This is a genomic window from Pseudomonas sp. B329, assembly GCF_023127835.1.
In the GTDB taxonomy this organism is placed as follows: domain Bacteria; phylum Pseudomonadota; class Gammaproteobacteria; order Pseudomonadales; family Pseudomonadaceae; genus Aquipseudomonas; species Aquipseudomonas synxantha_A.
This window is the reverse complement of record NZ_SPKP01000011.1, coordinates 74,054-97,087: the sequence shown is the minus strand read 5'-3', so window position 1 is coordinate 97,087 and position 23,034 is coordinate 74,054. Positions and strand designations below refer to the sequence as shown.

Here is a 23,034-nt window from a genome sequence, read left to right as displayed (position 1 = left end):
CTTTTTCCGACTCGGCACAGCGCTTGCAATCACCTGCTCAACTTTCCCCTCATAACAGTGTTGAGTCCACGGAGATCGCACCATGCAGCGTCGTAGCTTGATCAAGGCTTTTACTTTGTCGGCATCCATTGCCGCCATGGGGTTGACCTGGACCGTCCAGGCCGCCGAGACCATCAAGGTCGGCATCCTGCACTCGTTGTCCGGGACCATGGCGATCTCCGAAACCTCGCTTAAAGACATGGCGCTGATGACCATCGACGAGATCAACGCCAAGGGCGGCGTGAACGGCAAGATGCTCGAACCAGTGGTGGTGGACCCGGCGTCCAACTGGCCGCTGTTCGCAGAAAAAGGCCGGCAACTGTTGACCCAGGACAAGGTTGCCGTGGTGTTTGGCTGCTGGACCTCGGTGTCGCGCAAATCCGTATTGCCGGTGTTCGAAGAACTCAACGGTTTGCTGTTCTACCCGGTGCAGTACGAAGGCGAAGAGATGTCACCGAACGTGTTCTACACCGGTGCGGCGCCAAACCAGCAGGCGATTCCGGCAGTGGAATACCTGATGAGCGAAGAAGGCGGCAGTGCCAAGCGCTTCTTCCTGCTGGGCACCGACTACGTGTACCCGCGCACCACCAACAAGATCCTGCGCTCGTTCCTGCATTCCAAAGGCGTGGCGGATAAAGATATCGAAGAGGTCTACACGCCGTTCGGCCATGCCGATTACCAGACCATCGTCGCCAACATCAAGAAATTCTCCGCCGGCGGCAAGACTGCGGTGGTCTCCACCGTCAACGGCGATTCCAACGTGCCGTTCTACAAAGAGCTGGCCAACCAGGGCTTGAAAGCCACCGAAGTACCGGTGGTGGCGTTCTCGGTGGGCGAAGAAGAACTGCGCGGCATCGACACCAAACCACTGGTGGGCAACCTGGCGGCGTGGAATTACTTCCAGTCGGTAGAGAACCCGGTCAACCAGAAATTCGTCGCCGACTGGAAAGCCTACGCCAAGAAGCACAACCTGCCGGGCGCAGACAAAGCCGTGACCAACGACCCGATGGAAGCCACCTATGTGGGCATCCATATGTGGGCCCAGGCGGCAGAGAAAGCCAAGTCCACCGACGTCGACAAAGTGCGCGAAGCCCTGGGCGGCCAGACCTTCGCCGCACCGTCGGGCTTTACCCTGACCATGGACAAGACCAACCACCACCTGCACAAGCCGGTGATGATCGGCGAGATCCAGGCTGATGGGCAGTTCTCGGTGGTGTGGCAGACCGAAGCACCGATTCGGGCACAGCCATGGAGCCCTTACATCCCGGGCAATGACAAGAAGCCGGATTACGCGGTGAAGAGCAACTAAAGCCCCACGACTCTAATGTAGGGCATGGTCAATGTGGGAGCTGGCTTGCCTGCGATGCAAACAACTCGGTGTGCCTGACACACCGCAGCGATGCCATCGCAGGCAAGCCAGCTCCCACAGACAACCAGCGCCCACACTGTCCCCGCATGATCAGGACATTTTTGTATGCCCACTGCCCTCCACCGCTTCATCCTCGCCGTGCTGTTGTTGCTGCCTTTGGCCGCACACGCCAGCGATGCCGAAGACTTCCTCAAAGCCAACCCGATGCAGCAAGCCAAGCTTCTCCAGGACTGGGCCGCACAGCCCGACCCGGCGCGCATCGAACTGGTGGATGCCCTGCAACAAGGCCAGCTCAAGCTCAATGGCGAAACCAGGACCGTACGCCTGAACAACCGTCTGCGCGGCCTGATCGACAACGTTCAAGCCAGCCAGCAACTGCTCGCCGCCGATCCCAAGGTTCGCCTGGCGGCAGCTCGAACCCTGCAAAAAAGCGCTGTGCCTGCGCAGTTGAAATTCCTCGACCAGCAGGTCGCCGCCGAAACCGACGAGGATGTGCACAGCGCCCTCAGCCTGGCCCTGGCCAACCTGCAACTGGTGGACAGTGACCCTGCGGTGCGTCTGGCCGCCGTGCGTCTGCTCGGCAGCACCGGCGACCCGCTGGCACGCACGCGCCTCGAAGCGCTGCTTGCGCCAGGCGTAGAAACCGATGCGGCTGTGCACACCGCCGCTGAAACCAGCCTGGCCCAGGTCAAACGCAAACTGATGGTCGGCGAGATCCTCGGGCAGGCGTTCAGCGGCATGTCGCTGGGCTCGATTCTATTGCTGGCGGCACTGGGTCTGGCGATCACCTTCGGCCTGCTCGGCGTGATCAACATGGCCCATGGCGAGATGCTGATGCTCGGCGCCTACTCCACCTATGTGGTGCAGCTGATGATGCAGCGCTATGTGCCCCAGGCCATCGAGTTCTACCCGCTGATCGCGCTGCCGGTGGCGTTCTTCGTCACCGCCGCCATCGGCATGGCCCTGGAACGCACGGTGATTCGTCACCTCTATGGCCGACCACTGGAAACCCTGCTCGCCACCTGGGGCATCAGCCTGATGCTGATCCAACTGGTGCGCCTGGTGTTCGGCGCGCAGAACGTCGAAGTGTCCAACCCCGCCTGGCTGTCCGGCGGTATTCAAGTACTGCCCAACCTGGTGCTGCCGTACAACCGCATCGTCATCATTGCCTTCGCGCTGTTCGTGGTGGTGCTCACCTGGTTGTTGCTGAACAAGACACGCCTGGGTCTTAACGTGCGCGCCGTCACCCAGAACCGCAACATGGCCGCCTGCTGCGGCGTGCCCACCGGGCGCGTGGACATGCTCGCCTTTGGTCTGGGCTCCGGCATCGCAGGCCTTGGTGGCGTGGCCCTGAGCCAGATCGGCAACGTCGGCCCGGACCTGGGCCAGAGCTACATCATCGACTCGTTCCTGGTGGTGGTACTCGGTGGCGTCGGCCAGTTGGCCGGTAGCGTAATGGCAGCCTTCGGCCTGGGTATCGCCAACAAGATTCTTGAACCGCAAATCGGTGCCGTGCTCGGCAAGATCCTGATCCTCGCGCTGATCATTCTATTTATCCAGAAACGCCCGCAAGGACTCTTCGCACTGAAAGGACGGGTGATCGACTGATGAACCAGCCATTGATGCTTACGGCCACGCAAAAAGCCGGCCCCAAGGTGACGATCGCCGTCGGCGTGGTGATCCTGTTCCTGCTTCTGGCGCTGCCACTGTGTTCGCTGCTGGCGCCGGACAATCCACTGCATGTGTCGGCCTACACCCTGACACTGGTGGGCAAGATCCTCTGCTACGCCATCGTCGCGCTCGCGCTGGACCTGGTGTGGGGCTATGCCGGGATGTTGTCCCTGGGCCACGGTCTGTTCTTCGCCCTGGGCGGTTATGCCATGGGCATGTACCTGATGCGCCAGGCGTCGGGCGACGGGTTGCCGGCGTTCATGACCTTTTTGTCCTGGACCGAATTGCCCTGGTACTGGGCGGGCACCGACAACTTTCTCTGGGCGCTGTGCCTGGTGGTGCTGGCCCCGGGAGTGCTCGCGCTGGTGTTCGGTTTCTTCGCCTTCCGCTCACGGATCAAAGGCGTGTATTTCTCGATCATGACCCAGGCCCTGACCTTTGCCGGAATGCTGTTGTTCTTTCGCAACGAGACCGGGTTCGGCGGCAATAACGGCTTTACCAATTTTCGCAGCATCCTGGGCTTTGGCATTACAGAACCTGGCACACGGGCGGTGTTGTTTGTGGCCACGGTGCTGTTGCTGGTGGCCAGCCTGTACATCGGCTGGCGCCTGGCGCAGAGCAAGTTCGGCCGCGTGCTGACCGCCTTGCGCGATGCCGAGAACCGCCTGATGTTCTGTGGTTACGACCCGCGTGGCTTCAAGTTGTTCGTGTGGGTGTTGAGCGCAGTGTTGTGCGGGTTGGCAGGGGCGTTGTATGTGCCGCAGGTGGGCATTATCAACCCCAGCGAAATGTCGCCGACCAACTCCATCGAGGCCGCCGTATGGGTCGCCCTCGGCGGGCGGGGCACACTGATCGGGCCATTGCTCGGCGCTGGGGTGGTCAACGGCATGAAGAGCTGGTTCACGGTGGCGTTTCCCGAGTACTGGCTGTTCTTCCTGGGGGCGCTGTTCATCATCGTCACCCTGTACCTGCCCAAGGGCGTTATCGGCCTGCTGAAGAAATGAGGAACGTCATGCTTGAACCTATTTTCGATGCGGGCAGCGGCCGCGATGCGATCGGTATCGGCCAGGCCGCAGGCAAAGGGCTCAATACCCGCCACGGCACCATCCTGACCCTGGAAGATATCAGCGTCAGCTTCGACGGCTTCAAAGCGTTGAATGACCTGAACCTGTATATCGGCGTCGGCGAATTACGCTGCATCATCGGCCCCAACGGCGCAGGCAAGACCACGTTGATGGACGTGATCACCGGCAAGACCCGGCCCAGCCACGGCAGGGCCTGGTTCGGCGAAACCCTGGATCTGACCAGCATGAGCGAAGTGCAAATCGCGCAGGCCGGTATCGGCCGCAAGTTCCAGAAGCCTACGGTGTTCGAAGCCCTCAGCGTGTTCGAAAACCTTGAGCTGGCGCAGAAGACCGACAAGTCGGTGTGGGCCAGCCTGCGGGCGCGCCTGAGTGGCGAGCAAAAAGACCGCATCGATGAAGTACTCGACACCATCCGCCTGACCGCCTCGGTGCATCGGCCCGCCGGCTTGCTGTCCCACGGTCAGAAGCAGTTCCTGGAAATCGGCATGTTGCTGATGCAAGACCCGCAACTGTTGCTGCTCGACGAACCGGTGGCCGGCATGACCGACGCCGAAACCGAATTCACCGCCGAACTGTTCAAGCGCCTGGCCGGCAAGCATTCTTTGATGGTGGTGGAGCACGACATGGGCTTTGTCGGCTCCATCGCTGATCACGTCACCGTGTTGCACCAGGGCAGCGTATTGGCCGAAGGGTCGCTGGAACAGGTGCAGGAAAATGAGCGGGTGATCGAGGTCTACCTCGGTCGCTAACGCTGACACGAACTGCTTTATGTGGGAGCTGGCTTGCCTGCGATGGCGTCACCTCAGTGTCACACAAACACCGAGTCGCCTGCATCGCAGGCAAGCCAGCTCCCACATTTGATCCGGTTCCCGCAGGGGGATTGAAGAGGTATTGAGAATGCTGCAAGTCGACAAACTGCACCAGTACTACGGCGGTAGCCACATCCTGCGCGGGCTGTCCTTCGACGTGAAAATCGGCGAAGTCACCTGCCTGCTCGGCCGCAACGGCGTGGGCAAGACCACCCTGCTCAAGTGCCTGATGGGCTTGCTGCCGGCCAAGGAGGGCGCGGTAAATTGGGAAGGCAAGGCCATCACCGGCTTCAAGCCGCACCAGCGTGTCCATGCCGGGATCGCTTATGTGCCTCAGGGCCGGGAGATTTTTGGCCGGCTGACGGTGGAAGAAAATCTGCTGATGGGGCTGTCGCGCTTCCCCGGTTCCGAAGCCAGGGAAGTGCCCGCGTTCATCTACGAGCTGTTTCCGGTGTTGCTGCAGATGAAGCATCGACGCGGCGGCGATTTGTCCGGGGGCCAGCAGCAACAGTTGGCGATTGGCCGCGCCCTGGCCAGCCGCCCGCGCCTGCTGATCCTCGATGAGCCCACCGAAGGTATCCAGCCGTCGGTGATCAAGGAGATCGGTGCGGTGATCAAGAAGCTTGCCGAGCGTGGCGACATGGCGATCCTGCTGGTGGAGCAGTTCTACGACTTCGCTGCCGAACTGGCCGACCACTACCTGGTGATGTCACGCGGTGAAATCGTGCAGCAGGGCCGCGGTGAAAATATGGAGAGCGAAGGTGTACGCGGCCTCGTAACCATCTAATCTGTGGCGTCACGACATTAAGCCAAAAACCATGAACCTGCCCGTTTCCCCTGCCCTGTTCACCCCCAGCTGGCACGCCGCGCTGGAACTCGGCTACGCGCGTTTCGGCGACACCACGCGCCCGGTATTGCGCCGCCACCTGGGCCCGCTGCGCGTGCAAAAGCACCTGTACGCCGAAGGCCCCCAGGTGTGCCAGCACATCATCGTGCACCCGCCCGGCGGAATTGCCGGCGGCGATCGCCTGGACATCAGCGCCCACGTCAGCGCCGGTGCATGGGCGCAGTTGACCAGCCCCGGCGCCGCCAAGTGGTACCGCGCCAGCGGCCCGGCATTTCAGCAACTTGAGTTGACCGTCGAGGCCGGCGCGACCCTGGAATGGCTGCCCCAGGAAACCATCGTGTTCAGCGCCGCCCAGGCCGAACTCACTACGCGCATCGAGCTCTCGGGCGATGCGCGGTTGTTCTACTGGGACGTGGTCGCCCTGGGGCGCCCGGCCAGCGGCGAGCGGTTCGACCTCGGCCACTTTCAATCACACCTGGATATTCGCCGCGACGGCCAGTTGCTCTGGCATGAGCGCCAGCGCATTGTGGGCGCCGATGGGTTGCTGGATTCGCCCATCGGGCTGGATGGGCAGCCGGTGTTTGCCACGTTGCTGGTGACGGGTGAGGTCGATCCTGAATTGCTTGAGCGTTGCCGCTCGCTGCCCCACGCGGTGCGCGGAGATTTGACCCAACTGCCTGGGTTGCTGGTGGCGCGTTGTCTGGCCGAGGAAGCGCTGTTGGCGCGGGGGTGGTTGATTGATTTATGGCGATTGCTGCGCCCGGCCGTATTGGGCCGAGAAGCGATATCACCGAGAATCTGGAGCACATGAAGAATGCATTTAAAGGACCTTGAACCATGGACCTGACCCCACGGGAAAAAGACAAACTGCTGATCTTCACCGCCGGCCTGGTGGCCGAGCGCCGCTTGGCGCGCGGCGTGAAGCTCAACTACCCGGAAACCATCGCCTATATCTCGGCCGCGCTGATGGAAGGCGCTCGCGATGGCCGCACCGTGGCCGAGTTGATGCACTTCGGCACCACCTTGCTCAGCCGCGAGCAAGTGATGGAAGGCATCCCGGAAATGATCCCGGATATCCAGGTGGAAGCCACCTTCCCCGATGGCACCAAGCTGGTGACTGTCCACCAGCCAATCGCGTGAGGCCCGGCCATGATTCGTGATGCTACCGAGCAAGACCTGCCGGCGATCCGCGACATCTACAACGACGCGGTGCTCAACACCACAGCGATCTGGAACGAACAACCGGTGGACCTGGCCAACCGCCAAGCCTGGTTCAGCGCACGCCAGGCGCAGCAGTACCCGATCCTGGTCGCGGTGGAAAACGACGAAGTCACCGGCTACGCCTCATTCGGCGACTGGCGACCTTTCGAAGGCTTCCGCTACAGCGTCGAACACTCGGTGTACGTGCGCAATGACCAGCGCGGCAAAGGCCTCGGTCCACTCCTGATGCAGGCCCTGATCGAGCGCGCCCGCAGCTGCGGCAAGCACGTCATGGTCGCCGCCATCGAAAGCGGCAACCTGGCCTCGATCCGCCTGCATGAGCGCCTGGGTTTCACCATTACCGGGCAGATGCCTCAAGTGGGCATCAAGTTCGGCCGCTGGCTGGACCTGACCTTTATGCAACTGACGTTGAATCCGGGCGCCGAACCGCCCAAGGAGTGAGATCGATGAGCGCTGCACAACTGCGTCGAGTCAATGCTGAAAGTTTCGCCCATTACCGCCTGGGCTTGATCGAGCTGTTGCTGGACGCGGTGCAGCATGGCGCGTCGGTGGGCTTTATGGCCGACTTCGATGAGGCCCAGGCCCGCGAGTATCTGACCGGCGTGCAAGCCGGTATCGAAGACGCCAGCCTGCTGTTGTGGGTGGTGGTACGTGAAGAACGGGTAGTCGCCAGTGTACAACTGGCGCTGTGCCAAAAGGCCAATGGCCTCAACCGCGCCGAAGTGCAAAAGTTGCTGGTGCACAGCAGCGCCCGCCGCCATGGCCTGGGCCAGCAATTGATGCACAGCCTGGAGCTCGCCGCACGCCAGCACAAGCGCGGCCTGCTGTATCTGGACACCGAGGCCGGCTCCGGCGCCGAAGCCTTCTATCAGTCGCTGCGCTACATCAAGATCGGTGAGCTGCCCGATTACTGCCAAAGCCCGGACGGGCGCTACAGCCCGACCGCCATCTACTACAAGACCCTGGGGCAACCGGCATGATTCCTGGTGAATATCAGATCCAGCCTGGCGAGATCGAACTGAATGTCGGCCGCCGCACCGTCACCTTGAGCGTGGCCAATAGCGGCGACCGGCCGATTCAAGTGGGCTCGCATTACCATTTTTTCGAGACCAATGACGCGCTGGAATTTGACCGTGCAGCGAGCCGCGGTATGCGCCTGAATATTCCGGCAGGCACGGCGGTTCGGTTTGAGCCGGGGCAGCGTCGGGAGGTGGAGTTAGTCGATTTGAGCGGCGGGCGCCGGGTGTTCGGGTTTGCCGGTCGAATTATGGGCGACCTCTAGGGCCTCATCGCAGGCAAGCCGGCTCCCACCTTTTGACAGTGTTCACAAATCAAAATGTGGGAGCGGGCTTGCCCGCGATAGCGATCTCACATTCAACACAATTAATCAGGGCAACCACATGAAAATCAGCCGCCAAGCCTACGCCGACATGTATGGCCCAACCGTCGGCGACAAAGTCCGCCTGGCCGACACCGAGCTGTTTGTCGAAGTCGAACAGGACTTCACCGTCTATGGCGAAGAAGTCAAATTCGGCGGCGGCAAGGTGATCCGTGACGGCCAGGGCCAGAGCCAGTTGCTCGCCCATGAGGTAGTGGACACCCTGATCACCAATGCGCTGATCATTGACCACTGGGGCATCGTCAAGGCTGACGTTGGCTTGAAGAACGGTCGCATCCATGCCATCGGCAAGGCCGGCAACCCGGATATCCAGCCCGGCGTGACCATGGCCATTGGCGCCAGCACCGAAGTGATCGCCGGTGAAGGCATGATCCTCACCGCCGGCGGCATCGACTCCCATGTGCACTTCATCTGCCCGCAGCAGATCGAAGAAGCACTGACCAGCGGCGTCACCACCATGATCGGTGGCGGCACCGGGCCGGCCACCGGTACCAATGCCACCACCTGCACGTCGGGGCCGTGGCACCTTGCGCGGATGCTGCAGGCCAGTGATTCGTTCCCGATGAACATCGGGTTCACCGGCAAGGGCAACGCCAGTTTGCCCGAGCCATTGATCGAGCAGGTCAAGGCCGGTGCCATTGGTTTGAAGCTGCATGAAGACTGGGGTACCACGCCTGCCAGCATTGATAACTGCCTGAGCGTCGCCGACCAGTACGATGTGCAGGTGGCGATCCACAGCGACACCCTCAACGAGTCGGGCTTCGTCGAAACCACCCTCGCCGCGCTAAAGGGCCGCACCATTCACACTTACCACACTGAAGGTGCCGGTGGCGGCCACGCACCTGACATCATCAAGGCGTGCGGTTACCCGAACGTGCTGCCCAGTTCTACCAACCCGACGCGGCCATTCACCCGCAACACCATCGACGAGCACTTGGACATGCTGATGGTGTGTCATCACCTGGACCCGAGCATCGCCGAAGACGTGGCCTTCGCCGAGAGCCGCATCCGCCGCGAGACCATCGCCGCCGAAGACATCCTGCATGACCTCGGCGCGTTCTCGATGATCAGTTCAGACAGCCAGGCCATGGGCCGTGTCGGCGAGGTGATCACGCGCACCTGGCAGACCGCCGACAAGATGAAAAAACAGCGCGGCCCACTGCCGGGTGACGGCCCCGGCAACGACAACTTCCGCGCCAAGCGCTACATCGCCAAGTACACCATCAACCCGGCGATCACCCACGGCGTGAGCCATATCGTCGGTTCCGTCGAAGTCGGCAAATGGGCGGACCTGGTGTTGTGGCGCCCGGCGTTTTTCGGTATCAAGCCGACCCTGATCCTCAAGGGCGGCGCGATTGCGTCGAGCCTGATGGGCGATGCCAACGCCTCGATTCCCACACCGCAACCGGTGCATTACCGCCCGATGTTCGCCAGCTTCGGCAGCTCACTGCACGCCACCAGTCTGACGTTTATCAGCCAGGCGGCACAGGACGCCGGCCTGCCCGAAGCCCTGGGATTGAAGAAGCAGATTGCAGTGGTCAAGGGCTGCCGCGATGTGCAGAAAAGCGACCTGATCCACAACGATTACCTGCCGGATATCGAGGTTGATCCGCAGACCTATCAGGTCAAGGCCGATGGCGTACTGCTGTGGTGTGAACCGGCTGAAGTCCTGCCGATGGCGCAGCGATATTTCCTGTTCTAGCTCAAACTCATGTGGCGAGGGAGCTTGCTCTCTCGCCACAGGACCTTAGAACTGCTCGCGTGGGTTAAAAGCGGCTTTTTGCGCCAGCTCCTGCCACAACGCTTTCACATCCTCATTGCCCGCAGGGGGCATGACCGCCTTCAACTGGATGAACAGGTAGCCACGCTGCCCGGCCTTGTTCAGCAAGCCATGGCCCTTGGCGCGCATACGCTGGCCATTCTGGCTGCCGGCAGGCACCTTGAGGTTGATCTTGCCGGTCAGGGTCGGCACTGCCACTTCCGCACCCAAGGCCAACTCCCACGGGGCCAGCGGCAGGTTGATGACCAGGTTCTCGCCATCGACCTCGAACTTGGGGTGCGGCGCAAACTTGATGATCAGGTACAGGTCGCCATTGGCGCCACCGCCAATGCCTGGCGCGCCCTGGGCCTTGAGACGGATGCGCTCGCCGTCGGCTACACCGGCGGGGATCTTCACATTCAGGCTCTTGACGCTATTGCTGACATGCCGGCCAGAGGCGTCGTATTGCGGCACCTGAAAGCTGATCTGCTTGGACTCGGCCGACAGGGTTTCCTCAAGGGAGACCGACAGCTGCATCTCCACATCCTGGCCCTTGCGCCCGGTAGGACGACGTTGACCACCACCGAAAGCATCGCCGCGCGAGCCAAAGATCGAGCTGAAAAAGTCCGAGAAATCGCCCGCGTCCTGGCCACCGCCAAAGCCGCCACGGCTCTGCCAGCCCGGCGGGCCCTGGAACGGCTGGCCATGCTGGCCGTATTTGCGCAATTCGTCGTACTCGGCTCGCTTATCGGCGCTTTTAAGCGCTTCATAGGCTTCGGACGCGTCCTTGAATTTCTCTTCGGCGTCTTTTTCCTTGCTCACATCGGGGTGATATTTGCGCGCGAGCTTGCGATAGGCAGCCTTGATTTCCTTGTCATCGGCCGTCGGCTCGACACCCAGAATCTTGTAGTAATCTTTGAAATCCATCGACGGTTCACCATCCTTTATCGAGATCGCACTGCCCGGGGCGCAACGTGCGCTGGTTTGCACCTGGTGAGGGTTGCGGCCTGGGGGGTACGTCAAAGTGTTATCGGCATCAGCCGTATGCAACAGATGTGGGGGCAAATCCCGTACTTTCAAGCACGATTTAACGGATGGTTGGCCTACGCAAGCGCTTGCGACTGGCATACACTGCGCGGCCGTTTTTCAACCGGAACCCGATAGACATGAAAAACCCATCCCCAGCCCGTGCCTGCGGCATTGACTTCGGCACGTCCAACTCCACCGTCGGCTGGATCCGCCCCGGCATGGAAACGCTGATCGCGCTGGAGGACGACAAAATCACCCTGCCGTCGGTGGTCTTCTTCAACCTTGAGGAGCGCCGCCCGGTGTACGGTCGCCTGGCGCTGCACGAATACCTGGAGAACTACGAAGGCCGCTTGATGCGCTCGCTCAAGAGCCTGCTGGGTTCCAAGCTGATCAAGCACGACACCAGCGTGCTTGGCACTGCAATGCCTTTTACCGACCTGCTGGCGCTGTTTATCGGCCAACTCAAGAGCCGCGCCGAAGCCAACGCGGGGCGTGAGTTCGAAGAAGTGGTATTGGGCCGCCCGGTATTCTTCGTCGATGACGACCCGATGGCCGACCAGGAAGCCGAGAACACCCTGGTGGACGTGGCGCGCAAGATCGGCTTCAAGGACATCTCGTTCCAGTACGAACCGATTGCGGCGGCGTTCGACTACGAGTCCACCATTGAAAAAGAGGAGCTGGTGCTGATCGTCGACATCGGCGGTGGTACCTCCGACTTCTCCCTGGTGCGCCTGTCGCCGGACCGCCGTCACAACGACAACCGCCAGAGCGACATCCTCGCCACCGGTGGCGTGCACATCGGCGGAACCGATTTCGATAAGCAACTCTCGCTGGCCGGCATGATGCCGCTGTTCGGCTACGGCAGCCGCATGAAGAGCGGCGCCTACATGCCTACCAGCCACCACATGAACCTGGCGACCTGGCACACCATCAACTCGGTGTACTCGCAAAAGTCCCAGCTGGCCCTGGGCAGCATGCGCTACGACATCGAAGACACCGGCGGCATCGACCGCCTGTTCAAGCTGATCGAACAGCGCGCCGGGCACTGGCTGGCGATGGAAGTGGAAGAAACCAAGATCCAGCTGACGCAGGCAGACAGCCGCCATGTGCCACTGGATCGTATCGAAGCCGGCCTGAGCGTGGACCTGAGCCGGGCGCTGTTCGAGTCCTCCATCGACAACCTGCTTGAACGCGTGCGCGGCAGTGTCACGCAATTGCTCAATGACGCCTCGGTGAGCGTGGCCCAGGTGGACACGGTGTTCTTCACCGGTGGTTCCAGCGGCATCCCCGCGTTGCGCCACAGTATCTCGGCGATGCTGCCGAATGCGCGGCATGTGGAAGGCAATATCTTCGGCAGTATCGGCAGCGGTTTGGCGATTGAGGCCAGCAAGCGTTATGGGTCTTAAGCGGTAAGTTTTCAGCTGCAACCGGCAAGTAAAAGCCAATCTGCTTCCACTTGCCGCTTGCAGCTTGTAACTCGCATCTGCGCCTAAACCATCCCACCCAACTTCAGCTCACTCTTCAGATACGCATAATAAATCGGCCCTGCCACCACCCCCGGCAAACCGAACGCGGCTTCAAACACCAGCATCGCCAGCAGTAACTCCCACGACTTGGCACTGATCTGCCCGCCGACGATGCGCGCGTTGAGGAAGTACTCGACCTTGTGGATCACGATCAAATACCCCAGCGCCGCTACCGCCACCCAGATCGACAGCGACAGCGCGACGATGGTGATCAGGGTGTTGGACATCAGATTGCCGATCACCGGCAGCAAGCCAAGCAGGAAGGTCAGCACGATCAGGGTTTTGGTCAGCGGTAGGTGAATGCCGCACAGCGGCAGCACCACGGCGAGAAACACGGCGGTGAAAGCCGTGTTGAGCGCGGCGATTTTGATCTGGGCGAAGACGATGTTGCGAAACGCCTGAACCAGCAGGTGCAAACGGTCGAACAGCGCGGCGGCCAGGGGTTTGCGTTTGGTCAGGTCGGGCACCCGTTGCAGGGCGATGATGGCGCCGAGCACCATGCCGATCAGCAAGGTGACGAACATATGGGCGGCGTCTTTGCCGACCAGTTGCAGTTCGCTCAAGTGCTTGCTCATCCAGTCGCCGATGGCCACGCGAAACTCGGCGGCGCTGGCGGGCAGGTAGGCGTCGATGAACGGCGGTAACTGGCCGCGTGCGCGGTCGACCACGCCCATGAATTTATCCAGGGAAGCCCCGGGGTTTTCAGCTTCGTGGAGCAGGAAGCTGATGGCGCCGGCGAAGATCAAGGTGAGTACGCTGACGATCAGGGTGCCGAGCAAGGCCACCGCCAGCCAACGGGCGCGCCGGCCTTCGATCAGCCGTTGCAGTTGGGGAGTGAGCATGTTGACCAGTTCATAGACCAACAGGCCGGCCAGCAGGCTGGGCAGCAATTTGAGCGGCAGCACCAGCAGCAACCCGCCGAAAATGATGATGTAGCTGGCCAGCAACAACACATGACGCTGAGAAAACGTTGGCATACAGCCTCAAAACGAACGGCGTTAAAGGATGGGCAGTCTGCCAGCGTTGCAGGCATCAAGCGAGGGGGGACGACTGTGAATGCGATCAAGTGCGGGAGGGGGCTTGCTCCCGATTACGGAGGATCAGCCAATGAATCGATTGACTGACACGGCGCTATCGGGAGCAAGCCCCCTCCCACATTTGATCTGCAGCGCCTGCGAAATCGTGATTAACCTTTGAGGCAGGTGCTCATGAATGTTTTACGCGCATCGCCGGTCAACGCTTTGGTTTTAGCCGACGCATTGCAGTCCTTCATCTTCTGCTGCTGCGGCGTCAGGGTCTTGGCATCGTTGGCGGCAGGCGCCGACAGGCAGGTCTTCATGAAGGCCTTGCGGTCATCGCCCTTGAGGGTCTTGGTGGTGGCTTCGGCATTGCAGGTGGTCATTTTGTTCTGCTGGGCAGTGGCGGCAAAACCTTGTGAACACAACAGCAGGCCCATCATCAACAACGGAATACGCAGCATCTTCATGGAGTTTTCTCCCTGTTACCGTGCCGACGGGCACGGCCTACAGCGCAGTGTAGTCAAAAGCTGTTACAACTTCACCGGCCACGAATATTCGTCCGTCGGTAGTGCTCCGGGGTGCAGCCAGCATGGCGTTGGAACATGGCGATAAATGCCGAGGCGGTGCTGTAGCCCAAATCAAACGCCACGTGCTGCACGCTGCGATCACTGTCCAGGGCTTCGATGGCCGCCAGGTAGCGCAGGCGCTGGCGCCATTCACCAAAACTCATACCCAGCTCGCGCACAAACTGACGCGCCAGGGTGCGTTCGCTCACATGTACCTGCTCAGCCCATTGCCCGAGCGGGCGATTGTCGGCGGGCTGCGCCTGCATACCTTCCAGCACCCCCAGCAGCCCGGGGTGGCGGGCGTAGGGCAGGAAGCCATCATGGATCGGCGCCTGCTTGAGTTGGTCCACCAGCACCTGGGCCAGGCGGATATCCGCGTCCGATTGCGGGATATTCACGTCGCGCTGGGCGAAATCGCTGAGGATGGCCTTGAGAATATCGCTGATCGTCAGCGTGCACGGCGCTTGCGGCAGCTGCTCGCAGAGCGTCGGCGCCAAGCCCACCGAACGATAGACAATCGCCTGGGCGTTGTAGGAGCTGTGTTCGGTATTGGGCGGAATCCACACCGCGTACTGCGGCGGCGACATAAAACGGCTGCCAGCCACCTCCATGCGCATCACGCCGTTGGCTGAATAGTCCAATGCCCCCCAGCTGTGCCGGTGCGGGGTGCACTCGGTATCGGGTGCGAAATCGGAATAGCGAAAGTACACAGGGCTCGGCAGGCGGGGGAAATCCGCCAGGCGTACGGTATGTCGGGGCATGTTGTCTGGATTCAGAGGTCGGTTGTCTGGATCGCAGTATAGGCTTCGATCCAGACAGGGGATAATCGCGCCTCGTCAATACACTGGGTTTCTTTCGATGCAATACGCGTATCCGCTGCTGGCCATCTTTATCTGGGCCGGCAACACCGTGGTCAACAAATTGGCCGTGGGCTCGATTTTCCCGGCTGAAATCGGCTTTTACCGCTGGCTGTTCGCAGCACTGCTGTTCACCCCGTTCATGCTCAAGCCGGTCGTTGCCAACTGGCCGCTTATCCGTCCCAACCTGGGCAAGATCTTCATCCTCGGCGTGCTGGGCATGGCGGTGTATCAAAGCCTGGCCTATTACGCCGCCACGCTGACCAGCGCCACCAACATGGGCATCATCCTCTCGCTGATGCCGCTGATGGCGTTGACCGCCGCGATTATCAGCCTGGGGCAACGCCTGACCTTAGGCGCGCTGACCGGCGCGGTGCTGTCGTTCGCCGGTGTTGTGGTGGTGGTATCGTCCGGCAGCCTGGGCGCGCTGTTGCAACACGGGGTCAACCTGGGTGACGGCATGATGCTGGTGGCGACGCTGGCTTATGCGGTCTACAGCACCCTGCTGAAAAAATGGCAACTGCGCCTGCCGCCGTTGGTGCTGCTGTATTTGCAGGTGCTGGTGGCGGTGGTGGTGCTGCTGCCGCTGTACCTGTTCTCGGCCAAGGCCGGTTTGGGCTGGACGAATATTCCGCTGGTGCTGTACGCCTGCCTGCTGGCTTCAATGCTGGCGCCGCTGGCGTGGATGCACTCGGTGAAGACCCTGGGGCCAAGCCGTACCACGCTGTTTTTCAACCTGCTGCCGTTGATTACCGCACTGATCGCAGCAGTGGTGTTGAAGGAAGAGTTGGCGCTGTATCACCTGGTGGGTGGCTTGCTGACCCTGGGTGGAGTGATCCTGTCGGAGCGCTGGACCACACCGGTCAGACGTGCTCATGACACATCCTGTTAAATCCGATAAAACTTTTCGCCTGGCCCGGGACTCACAACCTATAGCGATCACGCCGGCAGAGCGTGGCGTACAACCGGATTAGCCCCAGGAGATTGAAATGACTGAAGCACACTTGACTGACATTGCGACCCTGCGCAGCCGCGCCCGCCAGAATGTCGAAAACGGTGCCGTGACCGAAGGCTACGACGCCGACCGTCAGGAAATCATCCGCCTGCTCAACGAGTCGCTGGCCACTGAGCTGGTTTGCGTGTTGCGCTACAAGCGTCACTACTTCATGGCCAACGGCCTGAAAGCCAGCGTGGCTGCCGATGAGTTCCTTGAACACGCCACCCAGGAAGCCGAGCACGCCGACAAACTGGCCGAGCGTATCGTGCAACTGGGCGGCGAGCCGGAGTTCAACCCCGACCTGCTGTCGAAGAACTCCCACGCTCAATATGTGGCAGGCAACTCGCTCAAAGAGATGGTCTACGAAGACCTGGTAGCCGAGCGCATCGCGGTGGACAGCTACCGTGAAATCATCCAGTACATCGGCGATAAAGACCCGACTACCCGTCGCATCTTCGAAGACATCCTGGCCCAGGAAGAAGAGCACGCCGATGATATGGCGGATATTCTGCAAGACCTGTAACCCGCAACACGGCAATACCCATGTGGGAGGGGGCTTGCTCCCGATAGCGGTGGTTCAGTACCCGATGTACTGACTGACACACTGCAATCGGGAGCAAGCCCCCTCCCACATTTGCTTTGCGGTTCCTACAGTTACTTCACGGTTTTCGGTGCCTTGCCTTCCTTCATCTGCTGTAGCAACGGTGCGCACTCATTGGGCTCTCCGCCACTTGGAGCGACCAAGGCGAGCAAGCCGGCGGCTGGCCCGGCGATAACGCCCAGGGCGACCATGCCTGCACCACGTAGCGCCAGCGGAATGGCTTTCACGCCAGCATTGGGCTTGATAAACGGCCCATTGACGTACAGCGGCGAGCGCAGCGAAAACAAGCGAAAGCCCTTGGACTCCGGCGTGATGGTCAGGTCCAACTGCTCCGTGGCCATGTTCGCGGTGCCGTCGATGTAGATGATGGCGTTCTCGGTATCGAACACAAACAACCGCGTGGTCGCCAGGCCCGTCTTGATACCGAAGTCCGCCGCTGCGCAGTTGATCTTCACTTCCTCGTCGCCGAACAGGCGCCCCACGACGTAGTTGCCCACGTTGAGCCCGGCGATTTCCATCAGGCTGCGGCTGATGGCGCCATCGTTGATCAGCATCTTCAGGTCGCCGTTGGAGGTTCCCAGCAGTGCCGCCACCGAGTTACCACGCCCGGTAATATCGGCATCGCCGTTGAGCTCACCGAAGCTGGTTTTCATCGGTTCAAAGGTCGGGAACAGCTGCTTGAGCTTGAAATTGCGCGCCGTCAGCTTGGCGCGGCCTTCCATCGGCGTGGTGCGGCCATTCAAGCGAATCTGCGCATCGAGCTTGCCGCCGGCCACGCCGAAACGCAGGGGTTCGAGGCTCAGTTGGCCGTCGTTGAGCACCAGGTGCGTATACAGATCGGTGAAGGGCAAGTCGGCACTGTGCACGATGCGCTTGCCGGTGAATTCCACGTCGGCATCCATCTCGCGCCAGCGTTCGGTGCGGAACTCTTCAACCGGCAGCACTTTGGTCGCCGGTTGTTTGCTTTTACCGCCACGGGCTTTTTGCTCGGCGTTGGAATCTGCGCCAATCAGCGGCGCCAGATCATCCATCAGCAATTGGTTGGACACCAGCGCGCCGCTGAGCTTGGGCCGTGGCTGGCTGGCGACATAGGCCAGGTCGCCATGGATGTCGCTGTTGCCGATCTTGCCGTTGAAGTTCTCGTAGCGGAATGAGGCGCCGCTGGCTTCATGCAGCTTGGCGATCAAATGGCCGTCGGTGGAATAGGCCGGCGAATCCGGCAATGTCACACCGGTCAACGGGTAGAGGTTGCCCAGGCTGCTGCCTGAGAGCTTGAGGCGCAGGTCAAGGGCACCGAGGTTAAGCGGGTCGGTCAGGGTGCCGGCCAGGGCGATGCTGGTGTCGGCGACTTTCACCTGGGCCTGCAGCGGGAACGGCTTGGTCGCGTCCTGCAAGGCCAGCAGACCGCCGATCTTGCCGGTGCCGGCGAGCTTCTGGCCGTGATATTGGCCTTTTACCTTGAGGCCGAACGCGTAGTCCTGAGGCGCCGAGCCTTTTTCCAGCGCCTTCTTGGCATCGACGTCCCCGACGATTTCACCAAACGGGATGGGTTTGCCCAAGGGGTCGATGATCACATCCAACTGAGTCTTGAGGGTTTGATCGTCGAGGGTCACATGGCCCTTGTCAAAGCCGATGGCGCCGATATCCACCACCCAGTTGGAGGGCTCGGCGTCGGGGTCCTTGGGATCGAACTTGAACGCCCAGTTGGCGCGGCCGTCGGCCAGGCGCTGCAACTGGGCACTGGGTTCGGTGAGGTCAATGCGCGGGATAACCACGCGCTGCACCAGCAAGGCCAGGGGTGAAATGCGCAGCTCGACCTTCTTGAGCGTGACCATCTGCGGTTGTTTCGACCAATCCGGGTTGCCCAGGGTCAGGTCTTCGGCGATCACATGGGGCCACGGCACCCAGGCACGCCAGCCGCCCTCATCGGGCTCGCGCTGCCACACCACCGCGAGGTTGCCGTTGATGGCGAACGGGCGATGCAGTTCTTCGGATACCTTGGCGTTGAGCGGCGGCTTGATGCGGTTCCAGTCGAAGAACACCAACACCAGTACCACGATGGCCATTAACAGAACGAAGCTGGCGCAGCTCCAAGCGAGAATTTTACGAGTGCGCGTCATTGCACAGGACTCCTGAATACGACTGGCTGGGCAACAGCCTTTTAAACAGCTTATAGGACTACGACTGGCAAAGTGCCTGGGGGTTTAACGCAACGGCGGATTTAGCCGAAAAAAGCAATTTTCCTGATCAACCAGACAATTCCCCCCATCGAAGACGCACCATTGTTACCCAGGTTCGTGTCGAAAATACCCACATCGGTGCAAAACCGCGTGCTTGAGAGGCTCGATCTAGAGCCTTTGCAGGGAACAATCAATTCTGTTGATTATTACCATTGTGTTTATGAACTTTTATATCGACTTATCAAGAGTAGCATTAGCCCTGTACCCACTTTATCGCCCTCCCAAGGAGCAACCATCATGAAACGCCAATTACTCGCTACCGTCCTGTTATCTGTCCTGGCTTCCAGCGCTTTCGCCCTGCCAGCCGCCGAACAGGCCACTCCACAGAACAAAGCTCAAGCCATGCAGACTAGCCAAACCGTGGCGCGTAGCGGTTCGCAAGAAGACGAAAACCGTGACTACGCCAAAGGTGCTGTCGCTGAAAATGGCTACAATCGCCTGCAAGAGAAAGGTCTGGTAGAAGGCGGTGCTGAACAAGCCAACAAACGCGCCTACACCGAAGGCGTTGCTGAAGGTGGTGCCGACCGTTTGCAAGAACTGCATCAAGCACAGAGCTAAGCCCGTGGTGGCCCAGAAAAAAGCCCGATCAGCCGATCGGGCTTTTGCTTTTATATAGACCGCGTCACGCCTCGCCCCCGCCAAGTTCGACGCCGGCAAAGCGCTTTTGCTAGAGTGCGTCGCTGTACTTGCCGACAAAAGCCCATCCGCTCATGCTGCCCCGCGCCGAACAGAAGCAACAGACACGCCTTGCCTTGATGGACGCAGCCCGCCATCTGATGGAGTGTGGCCGTGGGTTTGGCAGCCTGAGCCTGCGCGAAGTGGCCAAGACAGCGGGTATAGTGCCAACTGGTTTCTATCGCCATTTTGCCGACATGGACCAGCTTGGGCTGGTATTGGTCAGCGAAGTCGGCCAGACCTTCCGTGCCACGATCCGCCTGGTGCGCCACAACGAATTCGTGATGGGCGGCATTATCGATGCCTCTGTGCGGATCTTTCTCGACGTAGTTTCGGCCAACCGTTCGCAATTCCTGTTTTTGGCCCGCGAACAGTACGGCGGCTGCCTGGCCGTGCGCCAAGCCATCGGCGCCCTGCGCGAGGACATCACCCGCGACCTGGCCGCCGACCTGACGCTGATGCCCAAATTGCAGCATCTGGATGCAGAAGGTTTACATGTGATGGCCGACCTGATCGTCAAAAGCGTGTTTGCCACCCTGCCCGATATCATCGACCCACCGGCCCATGCCCTGCCGGCTCACCTCACGCCCCAGGCGAAAATCACCCAGCAACTGCGCTTTATCTTTATCGGCCTCAAGCACTGGCAAGGGCTGGGCAGTACCGAGTAATCCCTCAGCCAGCCTTGTGAAAACGCTTGGCCGTTGTGTAGTTCTTGCTCCAGTACTTATTGCTCAACGAATCGATACGCACATGCTTGCCGGTACGCGGTGAATGGATGAACTTGCCTTCGCCGATATACAGCCCGACGTGACTCACCTGCCCTCGCCCGTTGCCTTTGAAAAATACGGCATCGCCCGGTCTTAACGCTGTGCGCTTGATGGTTGCAGCGGTTGAACGGTGCATCGCCGCAGTGGTACGCGGCAACTGAATGTTGGCTTCGGTCTTGAACAGATAGACCAGGAAACTGCTGCAATCAAACCCCTGCTCGGCAGACGTACCGCCCCACTTGTAGGGAGTGCCGAGCAGTTGATGGGCGCGGTCGATCACATCGTCGACCGAAGACGCCGCATGGCTTGAAGCGAAAGTCGGCGGCTGTTGAAGATTGGCCGAGGCTGACGAGATAACACACGACAGGCCGACAATGAATGAACAAATAAATGACTTGAACATGATGAACATCGCGGTGAATTAAACACGGCGCGAATGTTAAAGAACCATCACGTAAGCCCACGAAGGCCGATTCTCGGGTCTTTGTAGGATAAATCCTTAAAAACGCAACGGATAATTGGATGAAAGAAATTTCATGCAGCACCAGGCTTCTTTCAGGGAAAACGCCCTTTTCCAGTGCTATAACCGCTCATGTGCACCAAATTTGAACGATCTATACAACCCGTGGATGCCCTATCCATGCGCAACCACCTGCACTGACAGGAAACTCCTACGCCAGTAGCAGGTTGGCAAGCCCCTTGCTCTAGCACTGCTATCGCTCATAGCTGGAAGCCTACCGATGCTGGTGATCCACCGCCGAATCGCCCCCCAAGCCCTCTGGGCCGCTGAGTTGCTGCTGAACTTCGAAGCCCGCAGCAAAAGCCGCCTGCGCTGTTTCAGTGCCGACGGTGAAGACGTCGGCCTGTTTTTGGAGCGTGGACAGCCGCCCTTGCACGATGGCGAGTTCCTACAGGCTGAAGACGGACGTGTCGTACGCGTGTGCGCCCGCCCTGAACAACTGCTGCACGTCACTTGCCGCAACGCCTTTGAACTGACCCGCGCTGCCTATCACCTGGGTAACCGCCATGTGGCCCTGCAAGTCGGCGACAGCTGGCTGCGCCTGCTCGACGACTACGTGCTCAAGGCGATGCTGGAACAGTTGGGCGCCGACGCGCAAACCATCGAGGCGCCGTTCCAGCCGGAACATGGCGCCTACGGCGGCGGCCATCATCATTCGCGCCATGGCGACGAAGACTTCAACTACCCGCCCAAGCTGCACCAGTTCGGCGTACGTCTATGAACCCAGCCTGGGCGCTGTTGCGCCTGGCCAGTCCGCAGTTGCCGATTGGCGGCTACAGCTATTCCCAGGGCCTGGAAATGGCTGTGGACAACGGCCGCGTACAGGATGCCGCGAGCGCAGGGCGCTGGATCAGCGATCAGTTGCTGCTCAACCTTGCGCGCTTCGAAGCGCCGCTGTTGCTCAGCCATTGCCGCGCTGCCGCTGAACAGGACTGGCCTGGGCTGGCGCAATTGTGCGAAGAACACCGCGCCAGCCGTGAGACCCGCGAGCTGTATCAGGAGAGCCGGCAAATGGGTTACTCCCTGCAGCAACTGCTCAATGGCTTACCGGAACTGGACAGCACCGCCCGTGAGTTCCTTGCACAACGCGGCGAACCGCACCTGGCTCTTGGCTGGGCCCTGGCCGCCCGCGCCTGGCACATCAGCCCCGACGATGCCCTCGCCGCGTGGCTGTGGAGCTGGCTGGAGAACCAATTGGCCGTGCTGATGAAAACCCTGCCACTGGGCCAGCAAGCCGCGCAACGCCTGACCAGCGAACTGCTGCCCTTGCTACAGCAAGCCCAGCAGGACGCCGAGCGCATTGACCCTGCGCGGTTGGGCAGCGCCGCCTTTGGCCTGTCCCTGGCGTGCATGGCCCACGAACGCCAGTACAGCCGCCTGTTTCGTTCCTGAACGTTTTTTATTGTGGAGAAGCACATGAACACACAACCCCTGCGCGTCGGAATCGGCGGCCCGGTGGGCTCCGGCAAGACCGCCCTGACCCTGGCCCTGTGCCTGGCGCTGCGTGATCGCTATAACCTGGCGGTGGTCACCAACGACATCTATACCCGCGAAGACGCCGACTTTCTGGTACGTAACAAGGCACTGGCGCCGGAGCGCATCATCGGCGTGGAGACCGGCGGCTGCCCGCACACGGCGATTCGCGAAGATGCTTCGATCAACCTTGAGGCCGGGGACCAGCTAAACCGCCGCTTTCCCGGCCTGGACCTGATCCTGGTGGAGTCCGGCGGCGACAACCTGTCGGCCACCTTCAGCCCGGAACTCTCAGACCTGACCATTTATGTGATCGATGTGTCCGCTGGTGACAAGCTGCCACGCAAAGGCGGGCCCGGTATTTGCAAATCCGACTTGCTGGTGATCAACAAGATCGACCTGGCCCCGCTGGTGGGCGCCTCGCTGGAGTTGATGAACAGCGACACCCAGCGGATGCGCAACGGCAAACCCTTTGTGTTCAGCAACCAGAAAACCGGAGTCGGCCTGGACGACATCGTCGCCTTCATCGAACGCCAGGGCTTGCTGACCGCCGCCTGATCAACCC

Annotated in this window: 25 protein-coding genes; 19 read left to right on the top strand and 6 right to left on the bottom strand. The window is 60.7% G+C overall.

The window, feature by feature from the left end:
- The first annotated feature begins 82 nt into the window (after positions 1-82).
- The 11 genes from urtA to ureC all read left to right on the top strand — a co-directional run bounded on the left by urtA (position 83) and on the right by ureC (position 10,142).
- Complete coding sequence (urtA, locus tag E4P00_RS06840) at positions 83-1,348, top strand: urea ABC transporter substrate-binding protein (RefSeq protein WP_005784337.1); 1,266 nt, start codon at positions 83-85, stop codon at positions 1,346-1,348.
- Between the two features lie 165 nt (positions 1,349-1,513).
- On the top strand, positions 1,514-3,016 hold the full coding sequence (urtB, locus tag E4P00_RS06835; protein ID WP_078820166.1) for an urea ABC transporter permease subunit UrtB: 1,503 nt from the start codon (positions 1,514-1,516) through the stop codon (positions 3,014-3,016).
- Positions 3,016-4,083 (top strand): urea ABC transporter permease subunit UrtC, encoded by a 1,068-nt coding sequence (gene urtC / locus E4P00_RS06830; protein WP_032878142.1) that lies wholly within the window; start codon positions 3,016-3,018, stop codon positions 4,081-4,083. Before urtB ends, urtC begins: the two co-directional genes overlap by 1 nt.
- Positions 4,080-4,913, top strand: coding sequence for an urea ABC transporter ATP-binding protein UrtD (gene urtD, locus E4P00_RS06825; protein ID WP_087149500.1), 834 nt, complete (start codon positions 4,080-4,082; stop codon positions 4,911-4,913). Before urtC ends, urtD begins: the two co-directional genes overlap by 4 nt.
- Positions 4,914-5,061: 148 nt before the next feature.
- A complete protein-coding gene (urtE, locus tag E4P00_RS06820) occupies positions 5,062-5,760 on the top strand; it encodes an urea ABC transporter ATP-binding subunit UrtE (protein WP_078820165.1) in 699 nt (232 codons plus the stop codon).
- Positions 5,761-5,791: 31 nt separating this feature from the next.
- The gene (locus E4P00_RS06815) at positions 5,792-6,631 is read left to right on the top strand and encodes an urease accessory protein UreD (RefSeq protein WP_078820164.1); all 840 of its coding nucleotides are present in this window, start codon (positions 5,792-5,794) and stop codon (positions 6,629-6,631) included.
- A gap of 26 nt (positions 6,632-6,657) precedes the next feature.
- Complete coding sequence (ureA, locus tag E4P00_RS06810; RefSeq protein ID WP_032878149.1) at positions 6,658-6,960, top strand: urease subunit gamma; 303 nt, start codon at positions 6,658-6,660, stop codon at positions 6,958-6,960.
- Between the two features lie 9 nt (positions 6,961-6,969).
- A complete protein-coding gene (locus E4P00_RS06805; RefSeq protein WP_248131006.1) occupies positions 6,970-7,482 on the top strand; it encodes a GNAT family N-acetyltransferase in 513 nt (170 codons plus the stop codon).
- A gap of 5 nt (positions 7,483-7,487) precedes the next feature.
- The gene (locus E4P00_RS06800; protein ID WP_078820162.1) at positions 7,488-8,021 is read left to right on the top strand and encodes a GNAT family N-acetyltransferase; all 534 of its coding nucleotides are present in this window, start codon (positions 7,488-7,490) and stop codon (positions 8,019-8,021) included.
- Entirely contained in the window at positions 8,018-8,323 is a 306-nt protein-coding gene (locus tag E4P00_RS06795; RefSeq protein WP_122732365.1) for an urease subunit beta, read from the top strand. The genes E4P00_RS06800 and E4P00_RS06795 overlap by 4 nt, the downstream gene beginning before the upstream one ends.
- A gap of 118 nt (positions 8,324-8,441) precedes the next feature.
- Positions 8,442-10,142 (top strand): urease subunit alpha, encoded by a 1,701-nt coding sequence (ureC, locus tag E4P00_RS06790; protein WP_078820161.1) that lies wholly within the window; start codon positions 8,442-8,444, stop codon positions 10,140-10,142.
- Between the two features lie 45 nt (positions 10,143-10,187).
- On the opposite strand, the gene E4P00_RS06785 is transcribed toward ureC, so the two are convergent.
- Positions 10,188-11,126, bottom strand: a complete 939-nt coding sequence (locus E4P00_RS06785; RefSeq protein WP_032878155.1) for a DnaJ C-terminal domain-containing protein — start codon at positions 11,124-11,126, stop codon at positions 10,188-10,190.
- A 239-nt stretch (positions 11,127-11,365) separates the two neighbouring features.
- Between E4P00_RS06785 and E4P00_RS06780 the strand changes: the two genes are divergently transcribed.
- Positions 11,366-12,634 (top strand): Hsp70 family protein, encoded by a 1,269-nt coding sequence (locus E4P00_RS06780; protein WP_248131004.1) that lies wholly within the window; start codon positions 11,366-11,368, stop codon positions 12,632-12,634.
- Between the two features lie 83 nt (positions 12,635-12,717).
- Here the strand turns inward: E4P00_RS06780 and E4P00_RS06775 are convergent, their stop codons facing one another.
- The 3 genes from E4P00_RS06775 to E4P00_RS06765 form a co-directional block, all read right to left on the bottom strand.
- Entirely contained in the window at positions 12,718-13,731 is a 1,014-nt protein-coding gene (locus E4P00_RS06775) for an AI-2E family transporter (RefSeq protein WP_032878157.1), read from the bottom strand.
- Between the two features lie 209 nt (positions 13,732-13,940).
- The gene (locus E4P00_RS06770; protein WP_005784310.1) at positions 13,941-14,240 is read right to left on the bottom strand and encodes a PsiF family protein; all 300 of its coding nucleotides are present in this window, start codon (positions 14,238-14,240) and stop codon (positions 13,941-13,943) included.
- A gap of 71 nt (positions 14,241-14,311) precedes the next feature.
- Positions 14,312-15,100, bottom strand: a complete 789-nt coding sequence (locus E4P00_RS06765) for a helix-turn-helix transcriptional regulator (RefSeq protein ID WP_248131002.1) — start codon at positions 15,098-15,100, stop codon at positions 14,312-14,314.
- Between the two features lie 97 nt (positions 15,101-15,197).
- Between E4P00_RS06765 and E4P00_RS06760 the strand changes: the two genes are divergently transcribed.
- On the top strand, positions 15,198-16,088 hold the full coding sequence (locus E4P00_RS06760) for a DMT family transporter (RefSeq protein ID WP_248131000.1): 891 nt from the start codon (positions 15,198-15,200) through the stop codon (positions 16,086-16,088).
- 97 nt (positions 16,089-16,185) lie between these two features.
- Complete coding sequence (locus E4P00_RS06755; RefSeq protein ID WP_005784304.1) at positions 16,186-16,716, top strand: ferritin-like domain-containing protein; 531 nt, start codon at positions 16,186-16,188, stop codon at positions 16,714-16,716.
- Between the two features lie 131 nt (positions 16,717-16,847).
- Here the strand turns inward: E4P00_RS06755 and E4P00_RS06750 are convergent, their stop codons facing one another.
- Complete coding sequence (locus E4P00_RS06750) at positions 16,848-18,914, bottom strand: AsmA family protein (protein WP_248130998.1); 2,067 nt, start codon at positions 18,912-18,914, stop codon at positions 16,848-16,850.
- Between the two features lie 357 nt (positions 18,915-19,271).
- Here E4P00_RS06750 and E4P00_RS06745 point away from each other — a divergent pair, with 357 nt between their 5' ends.
- Together E4P00_RS06745 and E4P00_RS06740 are read left to right on the top strand one after the other, a co-directional pair.
- Positions 19,272-19,592, top strand: a complete 321-nt coding sequence (locus E4P00_RS06745) for a hypothetical protein (RefSeq protein ID WP_005784302.1) — start codon at positions 19,272-19,274, stop codon at positions 19,590-19,592.
- Positions 19,593-19,744: 152 nt separating this feature from the next.
- On the top strand, positions 19,745-20,377 hold the full coding sequence (locus E4P00_RS06740) for a TetR family transcriptional regulator (protein WP_005784300.1): 633 nt from the start codon (positions 19,745-19,747) through the stop codon (positions 20,375-20,377).
- A gap of 4 nt (positions 20,378-20,381) precedes the next feature.
- Here the strand turns inward: E4P00_RS06740 and E4P00_RS06735 are convergent, their stop codons facing one another.
- Complete coding sequence (locus tag E4P00_RS06735) at positions 20,382-20,879, bottom strand: C40 family peptidase (RefSeq protein ID WP_248130996.1); 498 nt, start codon at positions 20,877-20,879, stop codon at positions 20,382-20,384.
- 337 nt (positions 20,880-21,216) lie between these two features.
- On the opposite strand from E4P00_RS06735, the gene ureE reads away from it, so the two are divergent.
- The 3 genes from ureE to ureG are packed head-to-tail and all read left to right on the top strand — an operon-like array spanning position 21,217 to position 23,027.
- A complete protein-coding gene (gene ureE, locus E4P00_RS06730; RefSeq protein WP_248130994.1) occupies positions 21,217-21,717 on the top strand; it encodes an urease accessory protein UreE in 501 nt (166 codons plus the stop codon).
- Entirely contained in the window at positions 21,714-22,388 is a 675-nt protein-coding gene (locus E4P00_RS06725; RefSeq protein ID WP_248130992.1) for an urease accessory protein UreF, read from the top strand. Before ureE ends, E4P00_RS06725 begins: the two co-directional genes overlap by 4 nt.
- Before the next feature lie 24 nt (positions 22,389-22,412).
- Positions 22,413-23,027 carry an urease accessory protein UreG gene (ureG, locus tag E4P00_RS06720; RefSeq protein WP_248130990.1) on the top strand — a complete coding sequence of 205 codons (615 nt, stop codon included), beginning with the start codon at positions 22,413-22,415 and terminating at the stop codon, positions 23,025-23,027.
- The last annotated feature ends 7 nt before the right edge of the window (positions 23,028-23,034 follow it).

Excerpts from the sequence above, each read along its gene's own strand:
- ureA (WP_032878149.1), top strand. The coding sequence starts at position 6,658 with ATGGACCTGACCCCACGGGAAAAAGACAAACTGCTGATCTTCACCGCC.
- E4P00_RS06800 (WP_078820162.1), top strand. The coding sequence starts at position 7,488 with ATGAGCGCTGCACAACTGCGTCGAGTCAATGCTGAAAGTTTCGCCCAT.
- E4P00_RS06770 (WP_005784310.1), bottom strand. The coding sequence starts at position 14,240 with ATGAAGATGCTGCGTATTCCGTTGTTGATGATGGGCCTGCTGTTGTGT.
- urtB (WP_078820166.1), top strand. The coding sequence starts at position 1,514 with ATGCCCACTGCCCTCCACCGCTTCATCCTCGCCGTGCTGTTGTTGCTG.
- E4P00_RS06775 (WP_032878157.1), bottom strand. The coding sequence starts at position 13,731 with ATGCCAACGTTTTCTCAGCGTCATGTGTTGTTGCTGGCCAGCTACATC.
- urtA (WP_005784337.1), top strand. The coding sequence starts at position 83 with ATGCAGCGTCGTAGCTTGATCAAGGCTTTTACTTTGTCGGCATCCATT.
- E4P00_RS06755 (WP_005784304.1), top strand. The coding sequence starts at position 16,186 with ATGACTGAAGCACACTTGACTGACATTGCGACCCTGCGCAGCCGCGCC.
- E4P00_RS06750 (WP_248130998.1), bottom strand. The coding sequence starts at position 18,914 with ATGACGCGCACTCGTAAAATTCTCGCTTGGAGCTGCGCCAGCTTCGTT.
- E4P00_RS06805 (WP_248131006.1), top strand. The coding sequence starts at position 6,970 with ATGATTCGTGATGCTACCGAGCAAGACCTGCCGGCGATCCGCGACATC.
- E4P00_RS06725 (WP_248130992.1), top strand. The coding sequence starts at position 21,714 with ATGAACCCAGCCTGGGCGCTGTTGCGCCTGGCCAGTCCGCAGTTGCCG.
- E4P00_RS06765 (WP_248131002.1), bottom strand. The coding sequence starts at position 15,100 with ATGCCCCGACATACCGTACGCCTGGCGGATTTCCCCCGCCTGCCGAGC.
- E4P00_RS06815 (WP_078820164.1), top strand. The coding sequence starts at position 5,792 with ATGAACCTGCCCGTTTCCCCTGCCCTGTTCACCCCCAGCTGGCACGCC.
- E4P00_RS06785 (WP_032878155.1), bottom strand. The coding sequence starts at position 11,126 with ATGGATTTCAAAGATTACTACAAGATTCTGGGTGTCGAGCCGACGGCC.
- ureE (WP_248130994.1), top strand. The coding sequence starts at position 21,217 with ATGCTGGTGATCCACCGCCGAATCGCCCCCCAAGCCCTCTGGGCCGCT.
- E4P00_RS06745 (WP_005784302.1), top strand. The coding sequence starts at position 19,272 with ATGAAACGCCAATTACTCGCTACCGTCCTGTTATCTGTCCTGGCTTCC.
- E4P00_RS06760 (WP_248131000.1), top strand. The coding sequence starts at position 15,198 with ATGCAATACGCGTATCCGCTGCTGGCCATCTTTATCTGGGCCGGCAAC.
- urtD (WP_087149500.1), top strand. The coding sequence starts at position 4,080 with ATGAGGAACGTCATGCTTGAACCTATTTTCGATGCGGGCAGCGGCCGC.
- E4P00_RS06780 (WP_248131004.1), top strand. The coding sequence starts at position 11,366 with ATGAAAAACCCATCCCCAGCCCGTGCCTGCGGCATTGACTTCGGCACG.
- ureC (WP_078820161.1), top strand. The coding sequence starts at position 8,442 with ATGAAAATCAGCCGCCAAGCCTACGCCGACATGTATGGCCCAACCGTC.
- urtC (WP_032878142.1), top strand. The coding sequence starts at position 3,016 with ATGAACCAGCCATTGATGCTTACGGCCACGCAAAAAGCCGGCCCCAAG.
- E4P00_RS06795 (WP_122732365.1), top strand. The coding sequence starts at position 8,018 with ATGATTCCTGGTGAATATCAGATCCAGCCTGGCGAGATCGAACTGAAT.
- ureG (WP_248130990.1), top strand. The coding sequence starts at position 22,413 with ATGAACACACAACCCCTGCGCGTCGGAATCGGCGGCCCGGTGGGCTCC.
- E4P00_RS06735 (WP_248130996.1), bottom strand. The coding sequence starts at position 20,879 with ATGTTCAAGTCATTTATTTGTTCATTCATTGTCGGCCTGTCGTGTGTT.
- E4P00_RS06740 (WP_005784300.1), top strand. The coding sequence starts at position 19,745 with ATGCTGCCCCGCGCCGAACAGAAGCAACAGACACGCCTTGCCTTGATG.
- urtE (WP_078820165.1), top strand. The coding sequence starts at position 5,062 with ATGCTGCAAGTCGACAAACTGCACCAGTACTACGGCGGTAGCCACATC.